General features: G+C 46.7%; 19 protein-coding genes, 1 tRNA gene, 1 pseudogene and 1 riboswitch. Of the genes and pseudogenes, 12 read left to right on the plus strand and 9 right to left on the minus strand.

The annotated features are described in order from the left end of the window. Both SRRS_RS17885 and SRRS_RS17890 read right to left on the minus strand, forming a co-directional pair. Positions 1-465, minus strand: a complete 465-nt coding sequence (locus SRRS_RS17885; protein WP_371362447.1) for a hypothetical protein — start codon at positions 463-465, stop codon at positions 1-3. 148 nt (positions 466-613) lie between these two features. Next, positions 614-991 carry a hypothetical protein gene (locus tag SRRS_RS17890; protein ID WP_371362448.1) on the minus strand — a complete coding sequence of 126 codons (378 nt, stop codon included), beginning with the start codon at positions 989-991 and terminating at the stop codon, positions 614-616. A gap of 182 nt (positions 992-1173) precedes the next feature. Between SRRS_RS17890 and SRRS_RS17895 the strand changes: the two genes are divergently transcribed. From SRRS_RS17895 to SRRS_RS17905, 3 genes and pseudogenes are all read left to right on the plus strand, one after another. Next, positions 1174-1713: a hypothetical protein gene (locus SRRS_RS17895; RefSeq protein WP_371362450.1), complete on the plus strand. Its 540-nt coding sequence runs from the start codon at positions 1174-1176 to the stop codon at positions 1711-1713. Between the two features lie 191 nt (positions 1714-1904). Further along, positions 1905-2114: pseudogene (locus tag SRRS_RS17900) on the plus strand (transposase); the annotation flags it as partial. Continuing rightward, positions 2088-3478 (plus strand): IS3 family transposase gene (locus SRRS_RS17905; RefSeq protein ID WP_371369870.1). Its coding sequence is split into 2 segments (ribosomal slippage): positions 2088-2601 and positions 2601-3478, totalling 1392 coding nucleotides; the frame shifts between segments, so codons are not numbered across the junction. The pseudogene SRRS_RS17900 and the gene SRRS_RS17905, both read left to right, overlap by 27 nt. A 360-nt stretch (positions 3479-3838) precedes the next feature. On the opposite strand, the gene SRRS_RS17910 is transcribed toward SRRS_RS17905, so the two are convergent. Together SRRS_RS17910 and SRRS_RS17915 are read right to left on the minus strand one after the other, a co-directional pair. Beyond that, the gene (locus SRRS_RS17910) at positions 3839-5062 is read right to left on the minus strand and encodes a hypothetical protein (protein WP_371362451.1); all 1224 of its coding nucleotides are present in this window, start codon (positions 5060-5062) and stop codon (positions 3839-3841) included. An 801-nt stretch (positions 5063-5863) separates the two neighbouring features. Continuing rightward, complete coding sequence (locus SRRS_RS17915; protein WP_371362452.1) at positions 5864-6124, minus strand: hypothetical protein; 261 nt, start codon at positions 6122-6124, stop codon at positions 5864-5866. 1117 nt (positions 6125-7241) lie between these two features. On the opposite strand from SRRS_RS17915, the gene SRRS_RS17920 reads away from it, so the two are divergent. From SRRS_RS17920 to SRRS_RS17955, 8 genes are all read left to right on the plus strand, one after another. Next, positions 7242-7700 (plus strand): MarR family winged helix-turn-helix transcriptional regulator, encoded by a 459-nt coding sequence (locus SRRS_RS17920; protein ID WP_371362454.1) that lies wholly within the window; start codon positions 7242-7244, stop codon positions 7698-7700. 290 nt (positions 7701-7990) lie between these two features. Next, entirely contained in the window at positions 7991-8473 is a 483-nt protein-coding gene (locus SRRS_RS17925) for a Fur family transcriptional regulator (protein ID WP_371362455.1), read from the plus strand. Positions 8474-8857: 384 nt separating this feature from the next. Further along, positions 8858-9400: a TetR/AcrR family transcriptional regulator gene (locus SRRS_RS17930; protein WP_371362457.1), complete on the plus strand. Its 543-nt coding sequence runs from the start codon at positions 8858-8860 to the stop codon at positions 9398-9400. 44 nt (positions 9401-9444) lie between these two features. Further along, positions 9445-10563 carry an efflux RND transporter periplasmic adaptor subunit gene (locus SRRS_RS17935; RefSeq protein ID WP_371362459.1) on the plus strand — a complete coding sequence of 373 codons (1119 nt, stop codon included), beginning with the start codon at positions 9445-9447 and terminating at the stop codon, positions 10561-10563. Next, positions 10560-13679, plus strand: coding sequence for an efflux RND transporter permease subunit (locus SRRS_RS17940; RefSeq protein WP_371362461.1), 3120 nt, complete (start codon positions 10560-10562; stop codon positions 13677-13679). Before SRRS_RS17935 ends, SRRS_RS17940 begins: the two co-directional genes overlap by 4 nt. A gap of 151 nt (positions 13680-13830) precedes the next feature. Further along, entirely contained in the window at positions 13831-14211 is a 381-nt protein-coding gene (locus SRRS_RS17945) for a universal stress protein (protein ID WP_371362462.1), read from the plus strand. Positions 14212-14589: 378 nt separating this feature from the next. Further along, positions 14590-14889 carry a hypothetical protein gene (locus SRRS_RS17950; RefSeq protein WP_371362463.1) on the plus strand — a complete coding sequence of 100 codons (300 nt, stop codon included), beginning with the start codon at positions 14590-14592 and terminating at the stop codon, positions 14887-14889. A gap of 162 nt (positions 14890-15051) precedes the next feature. Continuing rightward, a complete protein-coding gene (locus SRRS_RS17955) occupies positions 15052-16347 on the plus strand; it encodes a TolC family protein (RefSeq protein WP_371362464.1) in 1296 nt (431 codons plus the stop codon). 302 nt (positions 16348-16649) lie between these two features. Here the strand turns inward: SRRS_RS17955 and SRRS_RS17960 are convergent. From SRRS_RS17960 to SRRS_RS17975, 4 genes are all read right to left on the minus strand, one after another. Continuing rightward, positions 16650-16730: transfer RNA gene (locus SRRS_RS17960), tRNA-Ser, on the minus strand. 298 nt (positions 16731-17028) lie between these two features. Then, entirely contained in the window at positions 17029-17235 is a 207-nt protein-coding gene (locus SRRS_RS17965; RefSeq protein ID WP_371362466.1) for a hypothetical protein, read from the minus strand. A gap of 190 nt (positions 17236-17425) precedes the next feature. Further along, positions 17426-17647, minus strand: coding sequence for a SymE family type I addiction module toxin (locus SRRS_RS17970; protein WP_371362467.1), 222 nt, complete (start codon positions 17645-17647; stop codon positions 17426-17428). Between the two features lie 681 nt (positions 17648-18328). Next, positions 18329-18889 carry a hypothetical protein gene (locus SRRS_RS17975; RefSeq protein WP_371362469.1) on the minus strand — a complete coding sequence of 187 codons (561 nt, stop codon included), beginning with the start codon at positions 18887-18889 and terminating at the stop codon, positions 18329-18331. A gap of 1030 nt (positions 18890-19919) precedes the next feature. On the opposite strand from SRRS_RS17975, the gene SRRS_RS17980 reads away from it, so the two are divergent. Further along, entirely contained in the window at positions 19920-20594 is a 675-nt protein-coding gene (locus tag SRRS_RS17980; protein WP_371362470.1) for a GGDEF domain-containing protein, read from the plus strand. 83 nt (positions 20595-20677) lie between these two features. On the opposite strand, the gene SRRS_RS17985 is transcribed toward SRRS_RS17980, so the two are convergent. Further along, a complete protein-coding gene (locus SRRS_RS17985) occupies positions 20678-21493 on the minus strand; it encodes a methyl-accepting chemotaxis protein (protein ID WP_371362471.1) in 816 nt (271 codons plus the stop codon). A gap of 115 nt (positions 21494-21608) precedes the next feature. Then, positions 21609-21695: riboswitch (cyclic di-GMP riboswitch) on the minus strand. Positions 21696-21864 lie beyond the last annotated feature (169 nt).

Below are 21864 nucleotides of genomic sequence, written 5' to 3' on the forward strand. Positions count from 1 at the left end.
TCATCCCCCGTACGATTCTTTGCTGATTCTAGGGTTTTTTATTGATGCACAACCATCACTGTAATTAGGATTTGTGTAAGCCGTACCTATTAAATGTTTGTCGTAGTACTTGAAACTGCTTTCCACTACAGGTTTATAATAAATCAATATTTGATCCCGATAATCTTTACTCAACTTTGATGAAAGGTGGGTAAGTAATTCCTCGACCTCTTCTTCCGTTGTCTTATCTGTAATTACCACAAGAGCTTCGGGATACGAGTGTCCCGGAGTATTCACCGGAAATAAGTTGATCATTTTTTTCCCTTGATCCGGAAACTCATCATGCACCTGAAGTTGACAATTATCCTGAAAATAATATAACACCTCAGGAAAATTGCCTGCTTCAAGATTTCTTTTCAATTCAAGAAGCAATCCTAATTTCTTACCTCTCTCAACATCTTCGCTATCATCGGCTCCGACCAACATTCGAGCAACACTTTCATCCGAGCTTTCTATCTCGCCTTCTTCAAAATGACCAAAAAGTGTTCCAAAAAAGAAGTCACTTTTTTTGCATTTATCACATGTCGAAGTTTGGCAGCTTGGATATAAAAAATCAAATGGCGCGTTATGTTTATCAAACGCGCGATTCTCCTTGAGTTCCTAAACACCAAAGCTTTTCAGCTTCCGGCCATTTATTTTTGTCGTCTATTATTTCATCCAATATTCCATACGGAAATGAATACTCTGGTGTTAAAACAAGACCTGCATGCATCTCTTTTGCTTTAGTTATAAACTGACGGGCCTTTTCAATAAAATCGGGATCTTCACACTTCACTCCCCTGTCTTGATGAATGGAAATAGTCCCCTCGCACTGCCACTGAAAGACATGTATCGGCGTACCATTGCCCATACAAACTTCTAAGTTCGGATAGTCCTCCTGTAAGAAATCCGCTACTTTAACAAAGTTTATCGCCACTTCGCTCATCCCCATCAAATTACCAAAATAATCCAAAATATTACATATCGTCATTTATTCTATTATTATAGTGAAATTACCTTTCTAAATAGAGTTTAATATTATTGCCTGGTTTAAACAAATATTAATGAGTTTTCTCTATAATGCAAAGGTGATTACTAAGATATCTCGAAATGAATTATTAACAAATCTAAATTGGGAATGGAGGAATTATTTTTATGGCACTTAATTTTTTTGATCTTGACGAAAAAACAAGAGCTATGATGTTGGAAGAACTGCAATTTGATCTTAATAACAAAACAGTATACCTCAGTGCTCGGTTAAATGATTTTGGAATCAAACAATATCCGGAGATTTTGCAACAGGCAATTACCACCGGCAATGATGCCTCCTTGGCCGCAAACCTTAGAACCGGGTGCTTGAAGGCCTTTGAGCAACGACGAACCAAAAAGGGATTTACCAATGCACAAGTCCCGGTAAATGCCCATGAAATGCTTGCCGAAGGTGAATTTAACAGATATTACATACGCGCGCTTTGCAGACGGGCGATTGACGAACAAAGCGCACTTGAAGTGTATCGGGCAAAAGAAGTATCCAATCCTCGCCCTGATTCCCAAAGCAAATTAGGACAAGCAGTCGATCCTATTGCCTTGCTCAATGACCTACGTTCTAATATCGGCATCGATACTCACCTAGGACTTCCTGCCGGACCGAATTCCGGGTTAAGTATCCGATTAATTGTCAGCAACATCGCATAATCAAAGAAAGTCTAAACCCACTGTATTTCGGTTGCATATTTTACAATCTATGGGTATAATATAAGAAAAGGACTGACGTGTTGCAAGCACGCCAGCCCCACAGGCTGTCTAACCGGAAAACGGTTAGCCCAAGTTCGTTAGTTATTGAGAAATAACCGCCGCTTTGAAATGCACCCCAAAAGTTAGACACGATGAAAGTCGTGTATAATGAAAAGGGGTGCATTTCTGTGTCTAGAAGAAAACGAAGGAATTTTTCAGGAGAATTTAAACAGACAGTAGTAGAAGATCTACTGAAAAACCAACCAGGCTATAAAGCAATAGCAAGAAAATATGACATTGACGATAAAATGGTAGCGCGTTGGGAGAAAACCTATATAGACAATGGCGTTGAAGGACTATATAAAGAAAATAAACAGGGCAAAAAGCATAGAACCTTTTCTGCAGAATTTAAGAAAGCTGTTATTGATGATCTGATTGAAAACAAGCGGAATTATAAAGAAACAGCAGACATCTATGACCTGAATCCCCAAATGATAGAAAAATGGGAACGTGTTTATAAGGAAGAAGGCTATGAAGGCCTAAATAGGAAGAGCGGCAACCGGACACATCTTACAGGCGAATTCAAGCAAAAAATAATTGAAGATATGCACCAAAATAAGCTGGGCTATGAGAAAACGGCGGCGATTTACGGGGTTAATATTAAAAAAATAGCCCAATGGGAAAGGATCTACTTAGAAGAAGGTCGTGCGGGACTTAATAAGAAAAAACGTGTCCATGCAGTGTTAGAGGGCAGTCAAATACTAGACAAGCAAGTTGAAGAAGATTTGATAGCAGAAGTCCAACGGCTCCGAATGGAAAACGAGTATTTAAAAAAGTTAAATGCCCTGGTTCATCAAAAGAAGAGCTCAGCGCGAAAGAAAAAGCAGCAATAGTATATGAACTAGGGCAGAAACATCCAGTATCAGAGCTGATTAAAATAGCAGGCATGGCAAGGAGCACATACTACTATTGCTTAAAATCCATAAACAAGCCCGATCAATATGCTCAAATTAAGAAGGAAATATTAGAGATATGGCAAGCTAACAAAGGACGGTATGGATACCGGCGAATAACGTTTGAGCTCCGTACTAGATATACTATCAATCATAAAACTGTGCAAAAGCTGATGGGTGCACTGGGACTAAAGAGCCTCGTAAGAATAAAAAGATACCGGTCTTATAAGGGTGCTGTAGGTAAAATAGCACCTAATATTCTCAAACGTGATTTTAATGCAACTAGCCCAAACACAAAATGGGTAACCGACATCACACAGTTTTCTTTATTTGGCCAGAAACTCTATCTATCCCCAATTTTAGATCTTTTTAATGGCGAGATAGTGAGTTATACTATTACAAAGCGACCAAATTTTGCTTTGGTAAAAAGTATGCTCGAACAGGCTTTTGCTAAACTACCTGCAGGAGCAAAACCTATACTGCATTCCGACCAAGGATGGCATTATCGAATAAAACGCTATCAGGAGCTATTAGAATCAAAAGAGATTACACAGAGCATGTCTCGAAAAGGCAACTGTTTTGATAATTCAGTAATGGAAAACTTTTTTGGGCACCTTAAGTCAGAGTTACTATATTTGCAAAATTTTGAGAGCGTAGAGCACTTTATAGATGAAGTTCATAAGTATATATACTATTACAACCATTTCCGCATAAGGAATAAATTAAAAGGACTTAGCCCCATTATGTATAGGCTACAGTCCTCGGTTAGTTAATTATTTTTGTCTAACTTTTTGGGGTCACTTCACTTTTGAGCAGGGGCGGTTATTTCTTTTTGGTTGTGACCAATACCATGAGCGTAGCAAATGCGACAGCAAATGTCAGTGCTTCATAAATAGTCATCTTACCACCCCCTTCCTAAAAGGAAGGGGCTAACCGTCCCCCGAGCAGCCTGTACGACTATTATAGCATATTCTTCCAGGTGATAAGAATAAAATTCTGCTGCTAGTTTTACACAGTACCGTCTTCATTTGATGATGGCGGCTTTTATTTTCTTATACGTACAATCACAGCTCCCTTTCGCCGTCAAAATTCGCTGTACCAATAAGTGGCTCGTACTAGCCATAGCCTCTTTGCTAAGCAGAATAAAGATTAAACAGCATCACTCGAATATTTATTAGTTGGCCGGGATTAGCAGCAGAAATAAAACAGCAGTCAAATTCGTTCTTATCAATCACTTTAACCTGACGCATTGATGAAATCGCTTGTAATGCCTGCGGTACAGTTGATAGAACCCTCATAAAGTCCTTATTCCGAACAAAATATATCAAAGCAGTTTTACAGTCACGCCACGTAAGATAGCTGTCAAGCTGATTGACTGCATCCTCCACTCCCCCTTGTCCAGTCCACATTTTGCATTCTGCAACAAAAGCAGCTCTGTTGTCTTTCTCGATACAAATGTCAGTTTTACCCTTGTTGCGAAAAGCCTCTCCCATAGCACCACCTTGATACATTCCATTTAAAGCAGCTAATAGAGTATTACGAAAATCTTCTTCGTGTATCGATCTATATGAGGATGGTGTACGCTCATAAGTACAGCCATTATGCTTAATAATATCCAGAATAAATTTATATTCCGCGTCTGAAATACAATATGCCTGCGCATTATTATAGCTTTTAGCAATGGGAACAATTTTACGTTGCATTGGAATATGAGTGTTTGCAAAATCAGATTTTTTTAGAGGAACTTCAAACATTTGCGAAATAGAAAAAAACTGTTCGACTTTTTGCTTCCTTTCTTGTAACTTCTTTAATGCTGTAGCTCTCAAATTTCTGTTAAATTCGTTTACATCGTTGTTCGCATAACTGATGCCACTTTTGATTGATGAGAGATCACGGTTTAACTGAGCAAAGAGCTTTTCTTTATCTTCTTGGCTCTGCATCTCGGATAATGCCTTCTGATAAGTAAACACAATAAAGCCTTTTGATAATTCAATCTCAGGATAGCCAGATACAGAATATGTTGATGCTCTACATTTGAATAAATCGGCTTCGCCAGTATATGGAAAATAAAAATTGGCTACTATTCCATCGACTTCAACATATTCTTTCTGGTACATGCTTCGAAAGAATGGCTCAATGAACTGTTGTATTTTCCTCTGAATAATGCTTCGTTGGGAGAATTCTTCATCACCAATTTCCACAGCAGGAATCTTAAATTCCTCAAAACAATTGTCCGCTAATATCTCAAGATCATTAGCCATAATTTCGTCATTTGTATATCTTTCAATTCTACGATTAAGCTTCTGATGCTGATTTTCTATCACACTTCGCAAGTCGTAATTACAGAATAACTCCATCAAAACCACTCCTAACCTTTACCGCAGCTTACTCATCTCTTTTTGCCGAATTTTAAAATTTTATAGCATATTTTATTATACTTATTAAACTCATACATTGACAGAGCATTTCGTTATGTATTACTATACGACCAAAAGATTTTATGAAGAAAGGATGATTGAAATAGAAGCATTAAATGAAAAAACATTTAAAATGGTCCAGATGCATTCTACATACTCACTTTTATTTTAGCAATTGATTACGGGCTTACTTTCGCGTTCCAACAAAACCTTCTGACCTTTGAATGGTCACACCTTACTGTTGGAATTACTGTTGTTTTCGTGGCATCCTATATATTTTTTTCATTGATAGCCAATATCTTATTTGCAGTCTTAAAATATTTGCTTGTACTGCTTTTGGGTCCTACCGTCGGAAATATTATAGACTCTTTTAAAAGTAATAATATTGATGATACCTACAAGAATTCAAAAAGTATCTTTGAGTTACGTAATGAGGCACTAAAAGAAGAAAATGATTTCAAACTTAAAATATTTAATGAGCATCAATCGCTCTGTAGCAAGAGGGCTAGCGCTAAACAAGATTTTTTAATCGTTACCTTTAAGTTTCTGCTTCTATTAAGCCTTGACCTGTATTTTACTAAAACACAGTCGATCATGCAGTTGATCGTAAATCATTTACCGCCTCAACTATATGATTTGACAGTAATGGCTTTGCTGTTATTGGCCTTATTGTGGCTGGGAGAATTGTTTGAAACTGACAGTTCTAAATACAGAATAAAGTGGCCCCAATAAGTCATTTATTCATTCATAAGCTGAGACAAAATTCCTAGATGCCGCCTTCCAATCGAAGGCGGCTTTTTCATTCCTCCCGCCGCGCAGTCCGCGGCTCCCTTGCTGCCGGCAGGCCCGTCCGCACGGGGCGCGACGGCGCGGGTTTGGCCGCCGTGGTCGGTGCGCTCCCTCTGCCAGACAGCTTACTGTAATTAAAACAGGCTTACGATGTGCGGCCACAGGGGTTTCGTGGCTGCTCATGGTAAGCCGTCTTATTTGGTACTCAGTCATGTGCTGCCGACTTCCCCCTCCCGTTTGTTCGCCGGGAGGGGGATTAAGGGGGTGGGTCCATCGAAGCGGAGCCGGGCCGTCTGGTGCCGCCGCCGTCTGATTACCGCTCGGCTAGTGAAGGACCCTGCCGCGGCCGCGTACCCCCCAATTAATTTAGCCGCTCCTTAGCGGGGGGTTGGGGGGTAGTCCTTCCCGCAGGGCGCCCGGAGTCCTCCCTTCCCCTCGAATTTCAATTACGGCCCACAGCTTGGACGGCAGAGCCATTCAGGTGGGATGGGGGGCTCGGGGGGAAGGGAGGACGGAGAGTGGACACATGCTTTTGGTGTCCACGGGGCGGGACGGGCGCGGCCACGGCAGGGCACGAACGGCTGTTATCACCCGGCCAGGCGAGTGGCAGCAGGTGGCCCGGTGGAGCGGTTGGCTGCCCCGTTCTCCGGGCTGCGTGCTTTGGTTGTCGTTCCCGGCGGCCGGCTGGGCGCCCGACTGGGTCGGCCGGTGGTTTGGCGGGCGGTCCTGCCGGGGCCCCGCGCAGCGTGCGGGGCCAGCCGACGTTCCCCGCAGTCCGGGTGCGAGCGTCAGGGAGTGCTCCGGTCTGCGTCCCCTGCCCAAACTATGAACAGCCGCCCGGCAGGATACGAATCTAAGCGCAGCGGTGGCTGAACGGAAGCGGATGAGGAGAGTGCAGCGACAGCGAAACGCCGCAAGGAGCGGACGGGCAGCCATAGAGTGGTATCCGTTGTGCCGGCACTAAGCGGAGCAGCCCGATCAATGAGGCTCGAAAAAGTGGTTTTCTTTTTCGTTAGCCGAATTATGCAGCGCCGCCCGCAGGGATGCGGAGCGGGCCTCTTATTGACGGCAAGTATTTAAAAAAAGTATGGCAATAACAGATAGCACAGCCTCTACTATTACGTATTCTCACTGCAGTTGTGATGGTACCAACTATGTACAAAATCATAATCCCTCGTTACTTTTCAGAAATCGTCATTTGCCTCTCCACCTCCTCGTCGGTCCTTTACATTCTTTGTAGAAGCATCGCTTGACAAATCGTTAACCTGGTGTACAATATGATCATAGAGGATCAAACATGATATTTTACTAACGACATGAGGTTAAAACAATGACGGAACAAAGAAAGAAAATGCTGGAATCTCTTTTCAGATTGTCAAGGAAATTGTTTGAGGCAATGAAACAGCCAAATAAGTTTGGCACAGACAGACTCTTATACTCATCAGAAATTCATACCCTCGACATGATTGGCAAACATTCAGGCATAACTGTGACCGAACTGGCAGACCGACAGGGTATTTCCAAAAGCGCCTTGCCAAAGCTCATCCATAAACTCATCGAAAAAGATCTGGTCTACCGTTATCAGGAACCCGGCAATAAAAAAAATATTCTTTTGGAGTTGACAGACAAAGGTCGTATCGCCATTCAACATCACTTCGAATTTCACGAAACCTTTGACAGCGGTATTATGAAAAAAATCAATTCATTAACGCCGGAAGAATATTTGTTTCTCAGCGATCTCCTGCAAGAACTGGAGCAGTATATTGACCACACGGAGCAGCAGGAATAAAAAATTCGCTTTATAGTTTACCCTATTAGCCATATTAAAATAACGAGATGTTTAGCAACAAATGCCGGCAGATATTCCTTCTCCATCGGCGTTCATATTGTTTTCCATTATCGTTCACCTAGTTAACCTTTTTAGAAAAAATAAACTGCTTCGCATTAAAACCCTTCCTATCCGACTTCCCCAACGACTTATCATCGAAGCCAAGCATGCACTTCACTATGCTCTGATGCCGAACTACAACACTCATTCCCTCTTAGCCAAAACCAATCTGGAGAAAGGAAGGTTTACTAGTGAATACTTCTGAATTACGGGAAAAACTTGATGGCAGATATAAATTGACCCGGCAGAGAGAGATTATTTTTCACACGCTCAACAGTTATACAGGTCACCATCTTAGTGCCGAAGATATCTATGGAATTGTCCATGAGCAATATCCAAAAATCGGCCTGTCTACTGTCTACCGGACCATGGAATTGTTCAGTATCCTGGCTGTTGTGCAAAAGCTCGATTTGGGCGATGGATGCCAGCGTTATGAACTGTACCCACTCCACCATCATCACCTTATTTGCAATGCCTGTGGTAAGGTTATTGAAATCAAAGGAAGCCTGGCGGATACATTGGATACCGCTATGGATGCTAAGACAGATTTTTCAGTTCAGGATTATCGTCTGTATATATATGGATACTGTAAGGATTGTCAAGCCAAACGAAACCCCTCGGGTCTTCCCGAATCCCCTGATCAGAATACGACGTCACGCAGCAATGTTGTCTGATTGGCCTCGCCCGTTCATTTTTCATTGCCTGTAGTAATCAATCGTTCACCTGGTGTACATTATGGTCACAAATAATCTACCCTGACATTTTATTAAGAATACGAAACTATCCATCGAGGTAACTTCCCTATAATAGCTAAAAATGTAATACTTCAGCAACAAGGATATCCTTTGCGAAAGTAGGCGATCGACATCCGTATCTTTTAAGCTATCGTTCACCTGGTTAATCTTTTTTATAAATGCCTGCTGCTTCACCCAGGCTTCTCTGCCAATGATTTATCTTTATTTTGTTGCAGATCAATTGAGAATGTTTAGTAGCTTTCTGCTATTCTTGGCCTGCAATCAATCTTATTCTACTTACTTTACTAAAGGAGGAAGCTTCCTGTGCCACAGCATGCACCCATGCGTCAGCAAATCTTAACAATAGCCCTGACGGCTTTTAATCAGTATGGAAATACCCTGACGATGGACCAGTTGGCGGCTCGCCTGTCTGTCCCGCCCAGCAGCCTGTCCCCCCATTTCAGCAGTAAGGCGGAGTTAGTCAGACAGCTTGTCAGTTTCATACGGACCAGAATCAGGCAACCGCCTCTCTCATTCTCTTATCGTTCACTTCCCGGCGAACTCCAAGATTTACTCGCTGCGTACCGTGAATTATTCACCGCTTTCAGCCAGAACGCTCTGTTTGATTTAAAACGGCATTACCCGGAGGAATGGGGCAGCATCATGGAGCTGCGCGAGAGTCAGTGGCAGAGAATTGCAACCGCCATTAATTCGGGCATCGCCAGCGGCCAGCTGCGCCCTGTCGATACCAAGCTAGTGCAAATCATGGCTGACGGAATGCTTCTCGACCCCTTTCGTCAGGCTCCCCCCTCTCTAGCTGAGTTATTGGACATGCTGTTGTTTGGCATCGCCCGGCGCGCACCGTAAATCTCTTCTGGAAAAACGGATTGTATACGATAAGGAGTGTTTCTATGTTCAACATGCGACTGAAGCTCAGCCGAAAAAAACGCTACTATGCCCTGGCCGCCTTAGCGGTAGGCTGCCTACTGATCGGGGTCATGGCAAAAACACATTTCGCAAAAGCACCAATAAGACCGGAAAGCCTCCCCGTGGTCCGCACCCAGCTCATTCAGGCAGCTAATACCGGACAGGGTTACACCTATGCGGGGGAAGTGCGTGGCCGCTATGAAAGCCAGTTGGCTTTCCAGGTCACCGGCAAAGTAATCAAACGCAATGTGCAGCTAGGCAGCATAGTCAATGCCGGCGATGTGCTGATGCAGATGGATGCGAAAGACATTCAGCAGACGGTAAGCAGTAATTCTGCCCAGGTATATTCCGCCCAATCACAACTTAGACTGGCGGAAAGCAATTTGAGCCGCTACCGGCAATTACTGGACAGCGGCGCAATCAGCCATGCTCAGTATGACCAGTACGTCAATGCCTATGATGCCGCGGCGGCAGCGGTGCAGCAGGCGGCAGCCCAATATACGCAGGGCGCCAATCAGCTGGATTACACTTTGTTGACAGCCGATCAGTCAGGAGTTGTGTCGGCGATCACCGCTGAGGCCGGTCAGGTTGTCAGCGCCGGCCAGGCGGTTGTCACCGTTGTCCAGGACGGAGAGCGGGAAATTGAAATCAGCGTCCCCGAAAACCGGCTGGAAGAACTAAAGTCCGCCGGACAGCTCCAGGTGACTTTCTGGGCTTTACCAAACGTGACACTGAACGGCAAGGTGCGGGAAATCGCGCCCATGGCTGACCCGGCAACCCGTACCTTCAAAGTGCGCGTCAGCCTGCTCAATCCGCCGCCATCTGTCAAACTGGGTATGACGGCCACCGTTTCCTTAGCCGGCGGCACTGCCCAACCTGCATTTTCCATTCCACTGTCTGCACTCTATCAGACTGGCGATACACCCGCAGTCTGGGTTGTGAACGACAATATCCTGACACTACGCGCCATCCAAACCGGGCCCTTCGGTAATGGCACGATCCAGGTGCTGGCCGGACTGCAGCCAGGCGACCGGATTGTCAGCGCCGGCGTTCATAAATTGACAGAAGGACAGAGGGTAAAAACAACCGGTGATGCCCTGTGAGCCATTTTAACCTTACCGCCTGGTCATTAAACCACAAACAATTCATTTATTTCTTTGTCTTCCTCTTTTTTGTGGCCGGCCTCTTCTCCTACAAGAATGTGGGACGCATGGAAGACCCGGATTTCGCCATTAAACAAATGATTGTCAGCGTTGCCTGGTCAGGAGCCACCGCCAGCCAGATGGAAGAGCAGGTTACGGATAAAATTGAAAAGAAACTGCAGGACCTGCCTGGGCTTGACTATCTGAAAAGTTACTCTACACCGGGACGTACGGTAATTTACGTCAATCTCAAAGATCAGGTACCCGCCAAGGAGCTTCGGGCCAGATGGGTGGAAGCCCGCAATATGGTTAATGATATCAAAGGAACCTTCCCGGAAGGCGTTTCACAACCCAGCTTCAATGACCGGTTCGATGAAGTATACGGTGTAATCTATACGCTGACCGGTGATGGGTTTACCTACGAGGAAATGCGGGAAAAAGCCGAAAAAATCCGCCGCATTCTCTTAAGCGTTCCCAGCGTGAGCAAAGTCCAGCTTCTGGGGGTGCAAACCGAAAAAATCTACATTGAAATCGAAAATAGCAAACTGGCCCGTTTAGGTCTTGATCCGTCCGTAATTACAGCCGCCTTAAAGGAGCAAAATGCCATGGCCGCCGCCGGCATGCTGGAAACGGCATCGGACAATGCTTACTTACGAATTACCGGGATGTTTGAAAATCTGGAAGACATCCGCACTACGCCCATTCAGGCTGGTGGCCACACCTTTCGTCTGGGAGACATAGCCAGGGTGACTCGCGCCTATGCCGAACCATCCGACCCGAAAATGTTCTATAATGGTCAGCCGGCCGTCGGCATTGCGCTGGCGATGGAACCGGGCGGCAACATTCTGACACTGGGCAAAAATCTTGATAGTACTCTCTCCCAAATAAAACAAGAACTGCCGGCCGGGCTGGAGATCAATCAAACTGTCAATCAGCCGAAAGTTGTGGAATCCTCTATCGGCGAATTTGTTGAATCCCTGGTCGAAGCGATCGTCATCGTCTTAATCGTAAGCTTTGCCAGTCTGGGTATGCGGTCCGGCGTGGTCGTGGCCCTAACCATTCCTTTGGTCATTGCCATTACCTTTACCTTAATGTACCTGACAGGCATCGCCCTGCAGAGCATCTCGCTGGGGGCTCTCATCATTGCGTTAGGTTTGTTGGTCGATGATGCCATCATCGCCACGGAAATGACGATCGTCAAGCTGGAGCAAGGCTGGAGCCGCTTCGACGCTGCTTGTTTTTCCTATACCTCTACCGCCTATCCCCGTTTGACCGGCGCGTTAATAACCTGCGCGGGCTTTATTCCCATCGGTTTTTCCAAAGGGCTCGCCGCCGAGTTTTGCGTCGATCTCTTTTGGGTTATATTCTTCGCCCTCATTGCTTCCTGGCTGGTTGCCGGAGCAGTCACGCCTTTGCTCGGTTACCAGTTTATTAAAATAAAACCGGCCCAGCAAACAACCGGTGAAAGCAATGCGCACCATGGCCTTTATGACACCCCGTTTTACCGGCGATTTAAACGCTTGTTACTGTGGTGCATGCGTCACCGCAAAACCGTACTAACAGCTACTGCCGCCGCATTTATTGGCTCTATCTTTCTCCTGGGATTGGTCAAACAGGAATTCTTTCCTGCTTCCAGCCGTCCGGAGCTCATCATCCAGCTCAAATTACAGGAAGGAGCTTCCCTGACCAACACTACAGAAGTAGCCCGCCAGTTTGCTAAAGAATTGGACGGCGATCCGAATATTTCCTATTACACCTATCATGTAGGTGAAGGAGCTCCCCGCTTTGTGCTCAGTTTTGAACCAACCTTCAATAAATCGAATTTTGCTGAATTCATTATAGTGGCCAAGGATGTTCAGGCCCGTAATACACTGGCCCAAAAAGCCGAGCAATTATTAAACACCGAATTTACAGGTGTTCGGGGACATATAAAGTTATTGTTCACCGGAACGGGACCCGATTATCCGGTGATGCTGCGGGTAAAAGGCCCTGACCATGAAAAAGCTCGTGAAATCGCTGAACAAGTTCGCGCCGTCATGGCCGCCCATCCGGCTACACAAAACGTAAACCTCAACTGGAATGAGAAAAGCAAAGTGATGCACTTGGAGATTGACCAGGCAAAAGCAAAAGCCCTCGGACTCAGTTCCCATGAATTGGCCGCATCGCTCCAAACCCAGTTGTCCGGAACACCTATTACCGAATTTCGTGAGCATGATAAAACCGTCAGCATGGTTCTCCGGTTTGCGGAAGCGGACCGTAATAACCCGGAACGGCTAAAAGACCTCAACATCCATATCGGCAACGGCAAATATGTCCCGCTCGACCAAATCGCCACCATCCGTTATGACGCCGAAGAAGGCTTAATTTACCGGCGCGACCTGCTACCCATGATTATGGTACAGGCGGAACTGAATCCCACGTCTAAACTTACCGGCTCGGACGTGACCAAGCAAGTTTACGGCAGCCTCCAGGAACTCAGAAGTGATCTGCCAGCCGGCTATTTCATTGAATTTGACGGTGCAACGGAACGCAGCATTAAAAGCAGCAAGTTCCTGGCGGAACCCATCCCAGCCATGATGCTTATCATTATGATTCTGCTCATGATGCAGCTGCAAAGCATACCAAAAATGCTATTAACCCTCTTAACAGCGCCGCTGGGTATTATCGGTGTATCCATCAGTCTCCTGCTCACCGGAAGTCCTATGGGATTTGTGGTCCAATTGGGGATTCTGGCCTTGTTCGGTATTATTATGCGCAATACCGTTATATTGATGGACCAGATTGAACAACATCTGGTGGCCGGCGACTCGCTATGGGACGCTATTGTGTCAGCGACAATCAGCCGCTTCCGCCCTATTATGCTAACAGCCGCAGCCGCTATTTTAGGCATGATTCCGCTGGTACCCAGTACTTTGTGGGGCTCCATGGCGATTGCCATCGCCGGCGGTTTACTGGGAGCAACCATCCTGACTTTGCTGGTGCTGCCGGTTATGTATGCTACCTGGTATAAGGCACAGCCAGCTGACGGTACCAAAAACAATTCTTTAAATGATACCGGAAAGTCATTGTCTCAGTAGCATGAAGCAAATTGCGCAATTGCTGGAAGCCAGCGAACTTCTTTAGTTTGTTAGATCACCGATACATTTTTATAAGGAGTTGCTTATCATGGAGGTTTTGTATAAAAAGATTTTAGTCCCCGTAGACGGTTCTGTCCATTCCCGCTAGGCATTGTCTCATGCAGTAGCGTTAGCCCGTTCCTTTGCTGCCGAAATCGGGATTCTTTACGTATCAGTTTTATCGCAGCAAGTCCCTTTATATGACCAAGTCAAGGGAGCTAAAATCCCGCCAAACGCATCTACAGATCCCGTAAACTTTGCTAAAGCAATTCTGGCAGAAGCGATCAAACAAGTTCCGGAAGGCATACTCGTTCAAACACACAACGAAGTTGGCGAACCGCGCCTTCTGATTACCGATTTTGCCGCACAACATGGCTATGATGTCATCGTCATTGGTAGCCGGGGATTAGGAACGATTTCCGGTTTGCTTTTGGGAAGTGTCAGCACATACGTCGTCCAGCATTCCCCTTGTCCTGTTTTGATTATCAAATAATCTTTATCTCTACTAAAACTGCAGCAGTCTTTTCCCTATATATGATCAGCCAACAGCGGCGAATGCAGCGTAATGATAGAATTTGCTTGGTTTATTGCTAATTTTGCAATTGCCAGATGATACCGGCTTTGCCGGTACTAAGAATAATAAATGGACAGGCGTAATCGCGAAATAGAATGGGTTTGATTCCGGCCCGGCTGATACATGTACCTGTCCAAAAGAATGGAGTGATTACCAAAATTTATAATGACCGTGTTCCCGTAACAAGAAAATTGTCATTTTGCCACGTTCTCTATCCCCGCCCACCCCCGTTTTAGTATCAGCATCAGAATGTTATTAAAGTAAGTTGCCTCAATACCTCAAAGGAGTTGAAATATAATGAGAAAAACCTTATTTGCGTTCCTAATGGCGACCATGATAGCAGGTTTAAGTTCTGGCATGTGCTTCGCCAATAATGGCGACGGGCCTCGGGCCTATCCCGAAAAACAGGTTCCTGTCACCTATGACCGGGAATATCCAGAGTGGGGATTCCGCGCACACTCTTGGATTACCGGCACCGGAAAAGAAACGATTGCTCATACCCAACTAATTGATATAACCCATGGTATAGTAATCAAGGAAGTAAGCCACCGCTGCAGCTATACCGACCCGGTCTATAATCATTTCAGCACTAAGTAACGTAGCTTAGATTCGTTTCCGGGATCATTCCAAGTCAAACAGCGCGCCTGCAAGCGTGCTGTTTGACTTTAAACGCCGCATTGCCCTGTCACTGTGCTGCTTATCTAAAGATCGCGGGCAAAACAATATAAACTTAAAATAATCCAATCGAAAGGAGAAACCGTGAAATCACCATCTATTCTCGTTAATACAGTCGTTGTGACGGCTACCGCTTTCGTTATATTTTGCCAAACCGCCCTGGCAGCGCCGCTGGAGCTCTCACTTGATGAGAGTATCGCTCTGACGTATAAGAATAATCCGGCATTGCAAATTGTGGAAGCACGCCAAGAACAGTCAGTTTGGGCGCTGAAAGAGGCTCAAGCCAATAAAAACCTATCCCTAGATTATACCCATACGGATATGCGTTCAAATTCCCCGCCCACATGGTCACCCTCCCCGGAAGCAGTCTCTCCCTATAACTATTTCAGCAACCAGATTATCGCCAGTATTCCACTCTATACCGGTGGTAAAGTAGAAAACACGATTGAACAAGCGAAACTTAGTCACAAGGTGTCGCAGCTTGAGATTACAGCTACCAAACAGCAGCTCAAGCTGGAGGCTAGTAACGCTTATTACAAAGTACTGCAAAACCAGACCTTGTTAGAAATCGCCAAACAAACGGTAAATGATTTTAGCGCTCATCTTAATCGTGTCCGGCAAATGTACGATACCGGCGTGGCACCCTGGCATGACATACTGCAAACCAAGGTCCGGCTGGCAAATGCGGAAAATGATTTAGTAAAAGCGCAAAACGATTATGATTTAGCCGTCTACAGCCTAAATAAAACGATGGGCTTAGCCTTACGCAGCGAAATTACGCTGACAGAACCGCTCATCTATCAAGAATATGCTTTGGCTCTTGACGACGTTACCGCCTATGGATTGGCGCATCGTCCGGAGATGGCTCAACAGCAGGCAAACATCAAGAAGGAAGAAGCGCAAATCAAAATTGCCCAAAGCGGACAACATCCCAAGGTTATGCTGACCGGAACCATGGCCTGGGATAATGACGACTTTGCAGGCACGGCGAACAGAGATTGGACCGCTATGTTGATAACCCAATTTAACCTGTTTGACTCCGGAAATACCAACGCCAAAATCAGGCAGGCGCAATCAGGCGAGTTGGCCGCACGGAAACAAGCGCAACAAATGCAGGATAACATTTCCTTGGAAATCAGCGATGCTTATTTGAGTATGAAAGAAGCAGAAAAGCGAATAAGTACCAACAAGGTAGCGGTTCAAGAAGCCAGTGTGAATTTTGATATTGCGCAAAGAGCTTATAGTGCCGGTGTCAGTACCAATTTAGATGTTATGGACGCCGAACTGGCACTCAACCAAGCAAAAACCAACTATACTAACTCATTATTTGACTATAACATCAGCAAGGCCCGGCTCGACAAGGCGATGGGCAGCGAATAAATTACGAAGAGACATACCAGCATGAACGACATAATACGCTGGAAAAAGAATTACCACTCTTATTGCCAGAGTAATCTTGAAAGAAAAAAAGCATAATCGGGTAGGAGGCTGCCCCTTATTGGGTCAGCCGACCTCCCACAGAACCGTACGTACCGGCTGCCCCCGACCGACCATGAAACACCACTGCAATGAAAAATTACAAAAAGCAATTCGACCGCGTTGTTGTCACGGTTGTTGTCAAATTGCTATAAAAACGACAAAAAAGGCTTTACGAAAGTATCGTAAAACCCTTGAAATATCTATGGCGACCCCGGCAGGATTCGAACCTGCGACCTTTTGATTCGTAGTCAAATTTCGCCATCATTTTTCGTTTTCAAAATGTCATGAATGCTTGATAATGCTGGATTTTCATCACAGACCGTCACAGAACTTTTTCACCGCGTTGTTGTACGGTTGTTGTAGTACAGGTAACAGCTGGGTGCTGGTGAGCTTACGCTTCCTGCTCCGTTTTGGGAGCCGCTCACCGGACGCTTTGCTAGTATAGCACAGTCTGGGCAACTTCGCAAGTGTCTTCTGACCGTGAACATTCTGGCAGGTCTGCCATCTTCCACTACCGTGCTGTGGTGGTCTTTTTTTTTGCCTGGCTAATACAGGCTACTGCCGCAAAAAAAGCCGCCGACATTACCGGCAGCCTCCCTGCAGGAATTGTACAACCACCCCAAAAGCCATCAGCCCACCGACCAGCATCACCAGCCAGAAGGCCGACAGCAGCAAGCTGTGATCGGCGCAGTACCGGATGCTCGTTCGATCATCCCGGTCCAGCGCGTTCCAGTAGCAAGCCCACAGCGCGGCCTCCACCCGCCACCGTCTCACCAGATAGTCCCACATACCCCACACCTCCCGCTCATCGTCAGCGCTTCCCCGCCGCCGTCACTCTCCAAAAGAGCGCGGGAGTAAATCGTCCTATTGTGCTAACATTTTGACGCGGCACACCGTGTCACCCGCAGGGGCGCAGCGCAGCGGAGCAGGCACAGCCTTGACCGGTGTGATACCATGAAAAGACCGGCGGCGGGGCGTTTCAGCGGCTAGACCTCGCCTTTTCTTTTACGGTCATTTCATCGGTCACAGCTTTTATGAGCAAAGCCCCGCTGTGTTCTTCGATCACAACTTTATCACCGCTCTGAAAGCCAAGGGCCTGTAGCCATTTGCCTTGCAACCTGATGAGCGGCCGCCGATCTTTGCCATTGAGGTATGTATAATAGACAGTCAGGATACGTGAGGTTTCCCTTTCACTAGTCAAATATATCTCCCCTATCGCAAGCTGCAGCAAGAACCTCGGTAATAGCCAGGTACTTACCAATCAGCTTTTTTATAGGGGAAATTAAAAAGCGCATGCGAGGTTTTTATACCCTACACATGCGCTTTGCTTCGTTGTTTGCTAAGTCCCAATACCAACATGCCGGGACAGAACCGGCCTTCAACAGAAAAGCAGTCAGCAAAATATGTAAGCGAACGCTTGCCTTTCCGTTGACAGTTTATCGGGAATAGGCTCAATCATCTGCTGCATGAAGTCGCACAGCCCGCTCCCTTGCCAACATCTCCGTTACACACCGTGCCCCGCTTGTTTTCAAGCGGAGAGCATTGTATAATAGAAATGTCGTCGCGGACAGCTTAGCTGTTACGTGTAGGTAGTGTGTTTACCTGCGCGGGCCCGGAAGTGTTCCACCACTTTCAGGTCGCGGCGACTTTTTAATTTCCACCTAGTTTTAATTATAGCTCATTTCTAGCGAATTGCAAGTAAACTGAACCGCGCAGACAGGATTTTTTCCTGACCGGTTGCATATTTTTATTCCAATGGGTATAATATAAGAAAAGGACTGACGTGTTGCAAGCACGCCAGCCCCATAGGTTGTCTAACCGGAAACGGTTAGCCTCGGTTTTGATTATTTAGGAAATAACCGCAGTCCTTGGCTAGGGGCGGTTATTTCTGCTTTATGATTAAAACAACAAGTGTTGCAAATGCTATCATCAGATACATTGCTTCAAATATTGTCATCATACCACCCCCTTTCAAAAAGGGTGTGGCCAACCGCTCCCTTGACAACCTTACGCTTATTATAGCATATTCTGCCAGAGCGAACAGGAAAATTTTAGCTTTAATCAGGATCACTGCGCCGCCTTCACAACACGAAGGCGGTCTTTTTATTTTCCCCGCCGCGCAGTTCGCGGCTCCCTTGCTGCCGGCAGGCTCGTCGCACGGGGCGCGGCGGCGTGGGTTTGGCCGCCGTGGCCGGTGCGCTCCCCTAGCCTGCAAGCGCATCCCGGCAGGCTTACGATGTGCGGCCACACGCTTTTCGTGGCTGCTCATGGTAAGCCGTCTTTTGGGCTGTAGACACCGGGCTGCGGCTTCCCCCTCCCGTTTGTTCGCCGGGAGGGGGTCAGGGGGTGGGTTCCCTAAAGCGAAACCGGGCCGTCTGGCGCCGCCGCCGTCTGATTGCCTCCCGACTAGTGAAGGGCCCTGCCGCGGCCGCGTACCCCCCAATTTGTTCGGCCGCTCCTTAGCGGGGGGTTTGGGGGGTAGTCCTTCCCGACAGGGCGCCCGTAGTCCTCCCTTCCCCCCGAATTTCAATTGCGGCCCACCGCTTGGACGGCAACGCCATTCAGGTGGGATAGGGGGCTCGGGGGGAAGGGAGGACGGAGAGTGGACACATGCTTTTCGTGTCCACGGGGCGGGACGGGCGCGGCCGCGGCAGGGAACGAACGGCTGCTATTACCCGGCCAGGCGAGTGGCGGCAGGTGGCCCGGTGAAGCGGTTGGCTGCCTCCGTCCTCCGGGCTGCGTGCCTTGTTTTTCGCTCCCGGCGACCGGCGGGGCGCCCGGCTGGGTCGGCCGGTGGTTTTGCGGGCGGTCCGGCCGGAGTGGCCTGCCGGGGCCCCGCGCAGAATGCGGGGACAGCCGACGTAACCCCGTTTCCCCGGCAGTCCGGACGCGAGCGGCAGGGAGTGCTCCGGTCTGCGTCCCCTCCCCAGACTAACGAACATCCGCCCGGCAGGATACGGCTCTAAGCGGCAGCGGTGGCGGAACGGGAGCGGATGAGGAGAGTGTAGCGACAGCGGAACGCCGCAAGGAGCGGACGAGCAGCCATAGAGCGGTATCCGTTCCCTATGGCCATTGAGCGGAGTAGCCCGATCAATGAGGCTCAAAAAAGCGGTTTTCTTTTTCGCTAGCCGAATTATGCAGGACTGACGAGGGGCGCATTGGCGCTGCAGCGCCGAGCAAGCCTTTGACAGCCTGCCCCAAGAGCTTCTGTATTGTACCCCCCATCTCTTTAAATGGCTGTGATAATACCTAAATCCAAAACTACGCAGCATCAGCACAATTAGTATCTACGATAAAAAAGCATGCCTCCACTCGTACGACAGTAGGCGGTGATATATTAATACCAGCTGCATTTACCATTTTTCTCTTAAACGTTTCAAACTTGTTACCTTTCCGCTTATCTTGACAAAACTCTAATAGACTGACAATAATAAGGATACTATACTGTTTGTAGGAAGAAAGCGGGTGAATGGGTGCATCGTCTATTCTTCTATCAATATGCCCCCTTGATTTTTTGCATATTCGGAATTTTACTAGGTGTTTTCGACTTTACCAGCGACACTATTTTGACTACACTATGGCCGGAGTACCATCGGTTTACTTGGGTTATACCAAGCTTTATCTTTTCATTGCTAGGGCTGCTTTATGGAATTTTGCTAAAAAGGTTGCACGAAAATGCCAATACCGATCCATTAACCAATTTGCGCAATCGCCGCTATTTCAATAGGCAACTGAACTTAGAAATCGAACACTTAAAACGGAATAGAATCCCGTTATGTATTGCAATGGTTGACGTGGATGATTTCAAAAAAGTAAATGACCGCTATGGGCATAAAGTAGGAGATCAAATGCTCATTGCTTTAGCAGACACTTTTAGAGCAAACACGAGAGCGGTTGATACTGTCGCCCGCTGGGGAGGCGATGAGTTTTCTATCCTGCTTCCCGGCGCTACTGCCGAGGACGGAAACATGATGGCGGAGCGAATACGAAAAGAAGCAGAAACCAAGTTTGCCACCCATGATGTAACAATTAGTATCGGGCTGCTTTACCTAGAAAAAGAGACTAACTGCGATGCCGCTCTAATTCAGGCAGATGAAGCATTATACAAGGCTAAGCAAATAAAAAACAGTGTAATCCTTGTATCCTGACACAAGAGGCTTCCGCCTTCCCGGCTTCTACTTATAAACAATCAGCCCTAAGCAAAAAGCTTAGGGCTGATTGTTTATGAGTATTAAATTATCTCCGCAATCTTTTCGACATCCGACGCTGACGACGCCAGTTGCTGCATGGACGCTGAGATTTCCTCAGTCGCTGCCGCCTGGCGCTCACCGAGTTGCGCAGTCGAAATGATCTGCTCCACTATTATTTTTGTGTCTGAGTTAATGCTATTCAGGATAGCCTTGATATCCTGTACCGCTTTGGCACTGTTATCAGCCATTTTGCGAATTTCTTCGGCAACGACCGCAAAGCCGCGCCCGTGCTCGCCTGCTCTGGCCGCTTCGATAGCCGCATTTAACCCCAGCAGGTTAGAGTTGGCGGCCACCTCGCTAACAAACCGCAATATATCGTCCGTTTTTTTTATTTCTGCTAAGACGTGCTCCCCCCGGCCCTTGATACCGTCCAAGTCTTGCGCAAGCTGCGTGGCCGTTGCCGCTAACTCCTCGGAGGTAGCCGTCATTTGCTCGGCGGTAGCGGCAATGGTTTGCGCCGATTCATGCAATATTTGTTGTGTCTCCAAGCTTGTCCCGGTTGCCATGGCCCCTGCCAGCTTGCCATCTTCCATAATCGGTACGGCAATTGCCTTTATGGCAACGCCATACAATTCTTTTTTCAACGTCGTATGTATTGCTTTTTGCGTTTTTAAACATTGGTCCAGCGAGCCGCCGGCTGCTATTCTATTCCCTTCCCTAACGCCCATGTCAAAGGTTTTTGCCGGTAAAAATTTGACGATTATTCCTTCAGCATTACAAATCATGATGCAGCTGTCGAGAGGCATCAATAGTTGATACTTGGGAGCCGATTCAATTGCATTTCGAAACTCATTCATGCCAAACCCCTCCTCGTTAGTTATCACAGATCCTATTGCTGAAGCGGATAGTTCAACCGGGTATGTAAGCCCAATAAAACAATAACTGCCAGGTTACCTCAGCATATAAAACATCTGATGCAACCTGGCAGTCATAGACGCGCAAGTCTTTAGACCCATAGTTTTGCGCCCCCACTTTTCAGAAGGTTTGCCTACTACTCTTATTTAACAACATTCAACAAATTATGTCAATATACAACATATAAACCCTAATGATTTTTACTGATGCCAACCGCTGCCCCACCAGCCCTTACCGGTCCGCTTCTAAGGCTAGAGAGCTTCCTGCTTCGCGTGCTTGCAGCGGCTTACTGCTTTTTGGCAGAGTCAATTGA

Origin of the sequence: Sporomusa rhizae (assembly GCF_041428845.1) — a bacterium.
Classification (GTDB): domain Bacteria; phylum Bacillota; class Negativicutes; order Sporomusales; family Sporomusaceae; genus Sporomusa; species Sporomusa rhizae.

What these genes read in the sequence shown, in the direction of transcription:
- SRRS_RS17885 (WP_371362447.1), bottom strand. Translation starts at nt 465, where the DNA reads ATGTTGGTCGGAGCCGATGATAGCGAAGATGTTGAGAGAGGTAAGAAA.
- SRRS_RS17895 (WP_371362450.1), top strand. Translation starts at nt 1,174, where the DNA reads ATGGCACTTAATTTTTTTGATCTTGACGAAAAAACAAGAGCTATGATG.
- SRRS_RS17910 (WP_371362451.1), bottom strand. Translation starts at nt 5,062, where the DNA reads ATGGAGTTATTCTGTAATTACGACTTGCGAAGTGTGATAGAAAATCAG.
- SRRS_RS17915 (WP_371362452.1), bottom strand. Translation starts at nt 6,124, where the DNA reads ATGACTGAGTACCAAATAAGACGGCTTACCATGAGCAGCCACGAAACC.
- SRRS_RS17920 (WP_371362454.1), top strand. Translation starts at nt 7,242, where the DNA reads ATGACGGAACAAAGAAAGAAAATGCTGGAATCTCTTTTCAGATTGTCA.
- SRRS_RS17935 (WP_371362459.1), top strand. Translation starts at nt 9,445, where the DNA reads ATGTTCAACATGCGACTGAAGCTCAGCCGAAAAAAACGCTACTATGCC.
- SRRS_RS17950 (WP_371362463.1), top strand. Translation starts at nt 14,590, where the DNA reads ATGAGAAAAACCTTATTTGCGTTCCTAATGGCGACCATGATAGCAGGT.
- SRRS_RS17965 (WP_371362466.1), bottom strand. Translation starts at nt 17,235, where the DNA reads ATGTGGGACTATCTGGTGAGACGGTGGCGGGTGGAGGCCGCGCTGTGG.
- SRRS_RS17985 (WP_371362471.1), bottom strand. Translation starts at nt 21,493, where the DNA reads ATGAATGAGTTTCGAAATGCAATTGAATCGGCTCCCAAGTATCAACTA.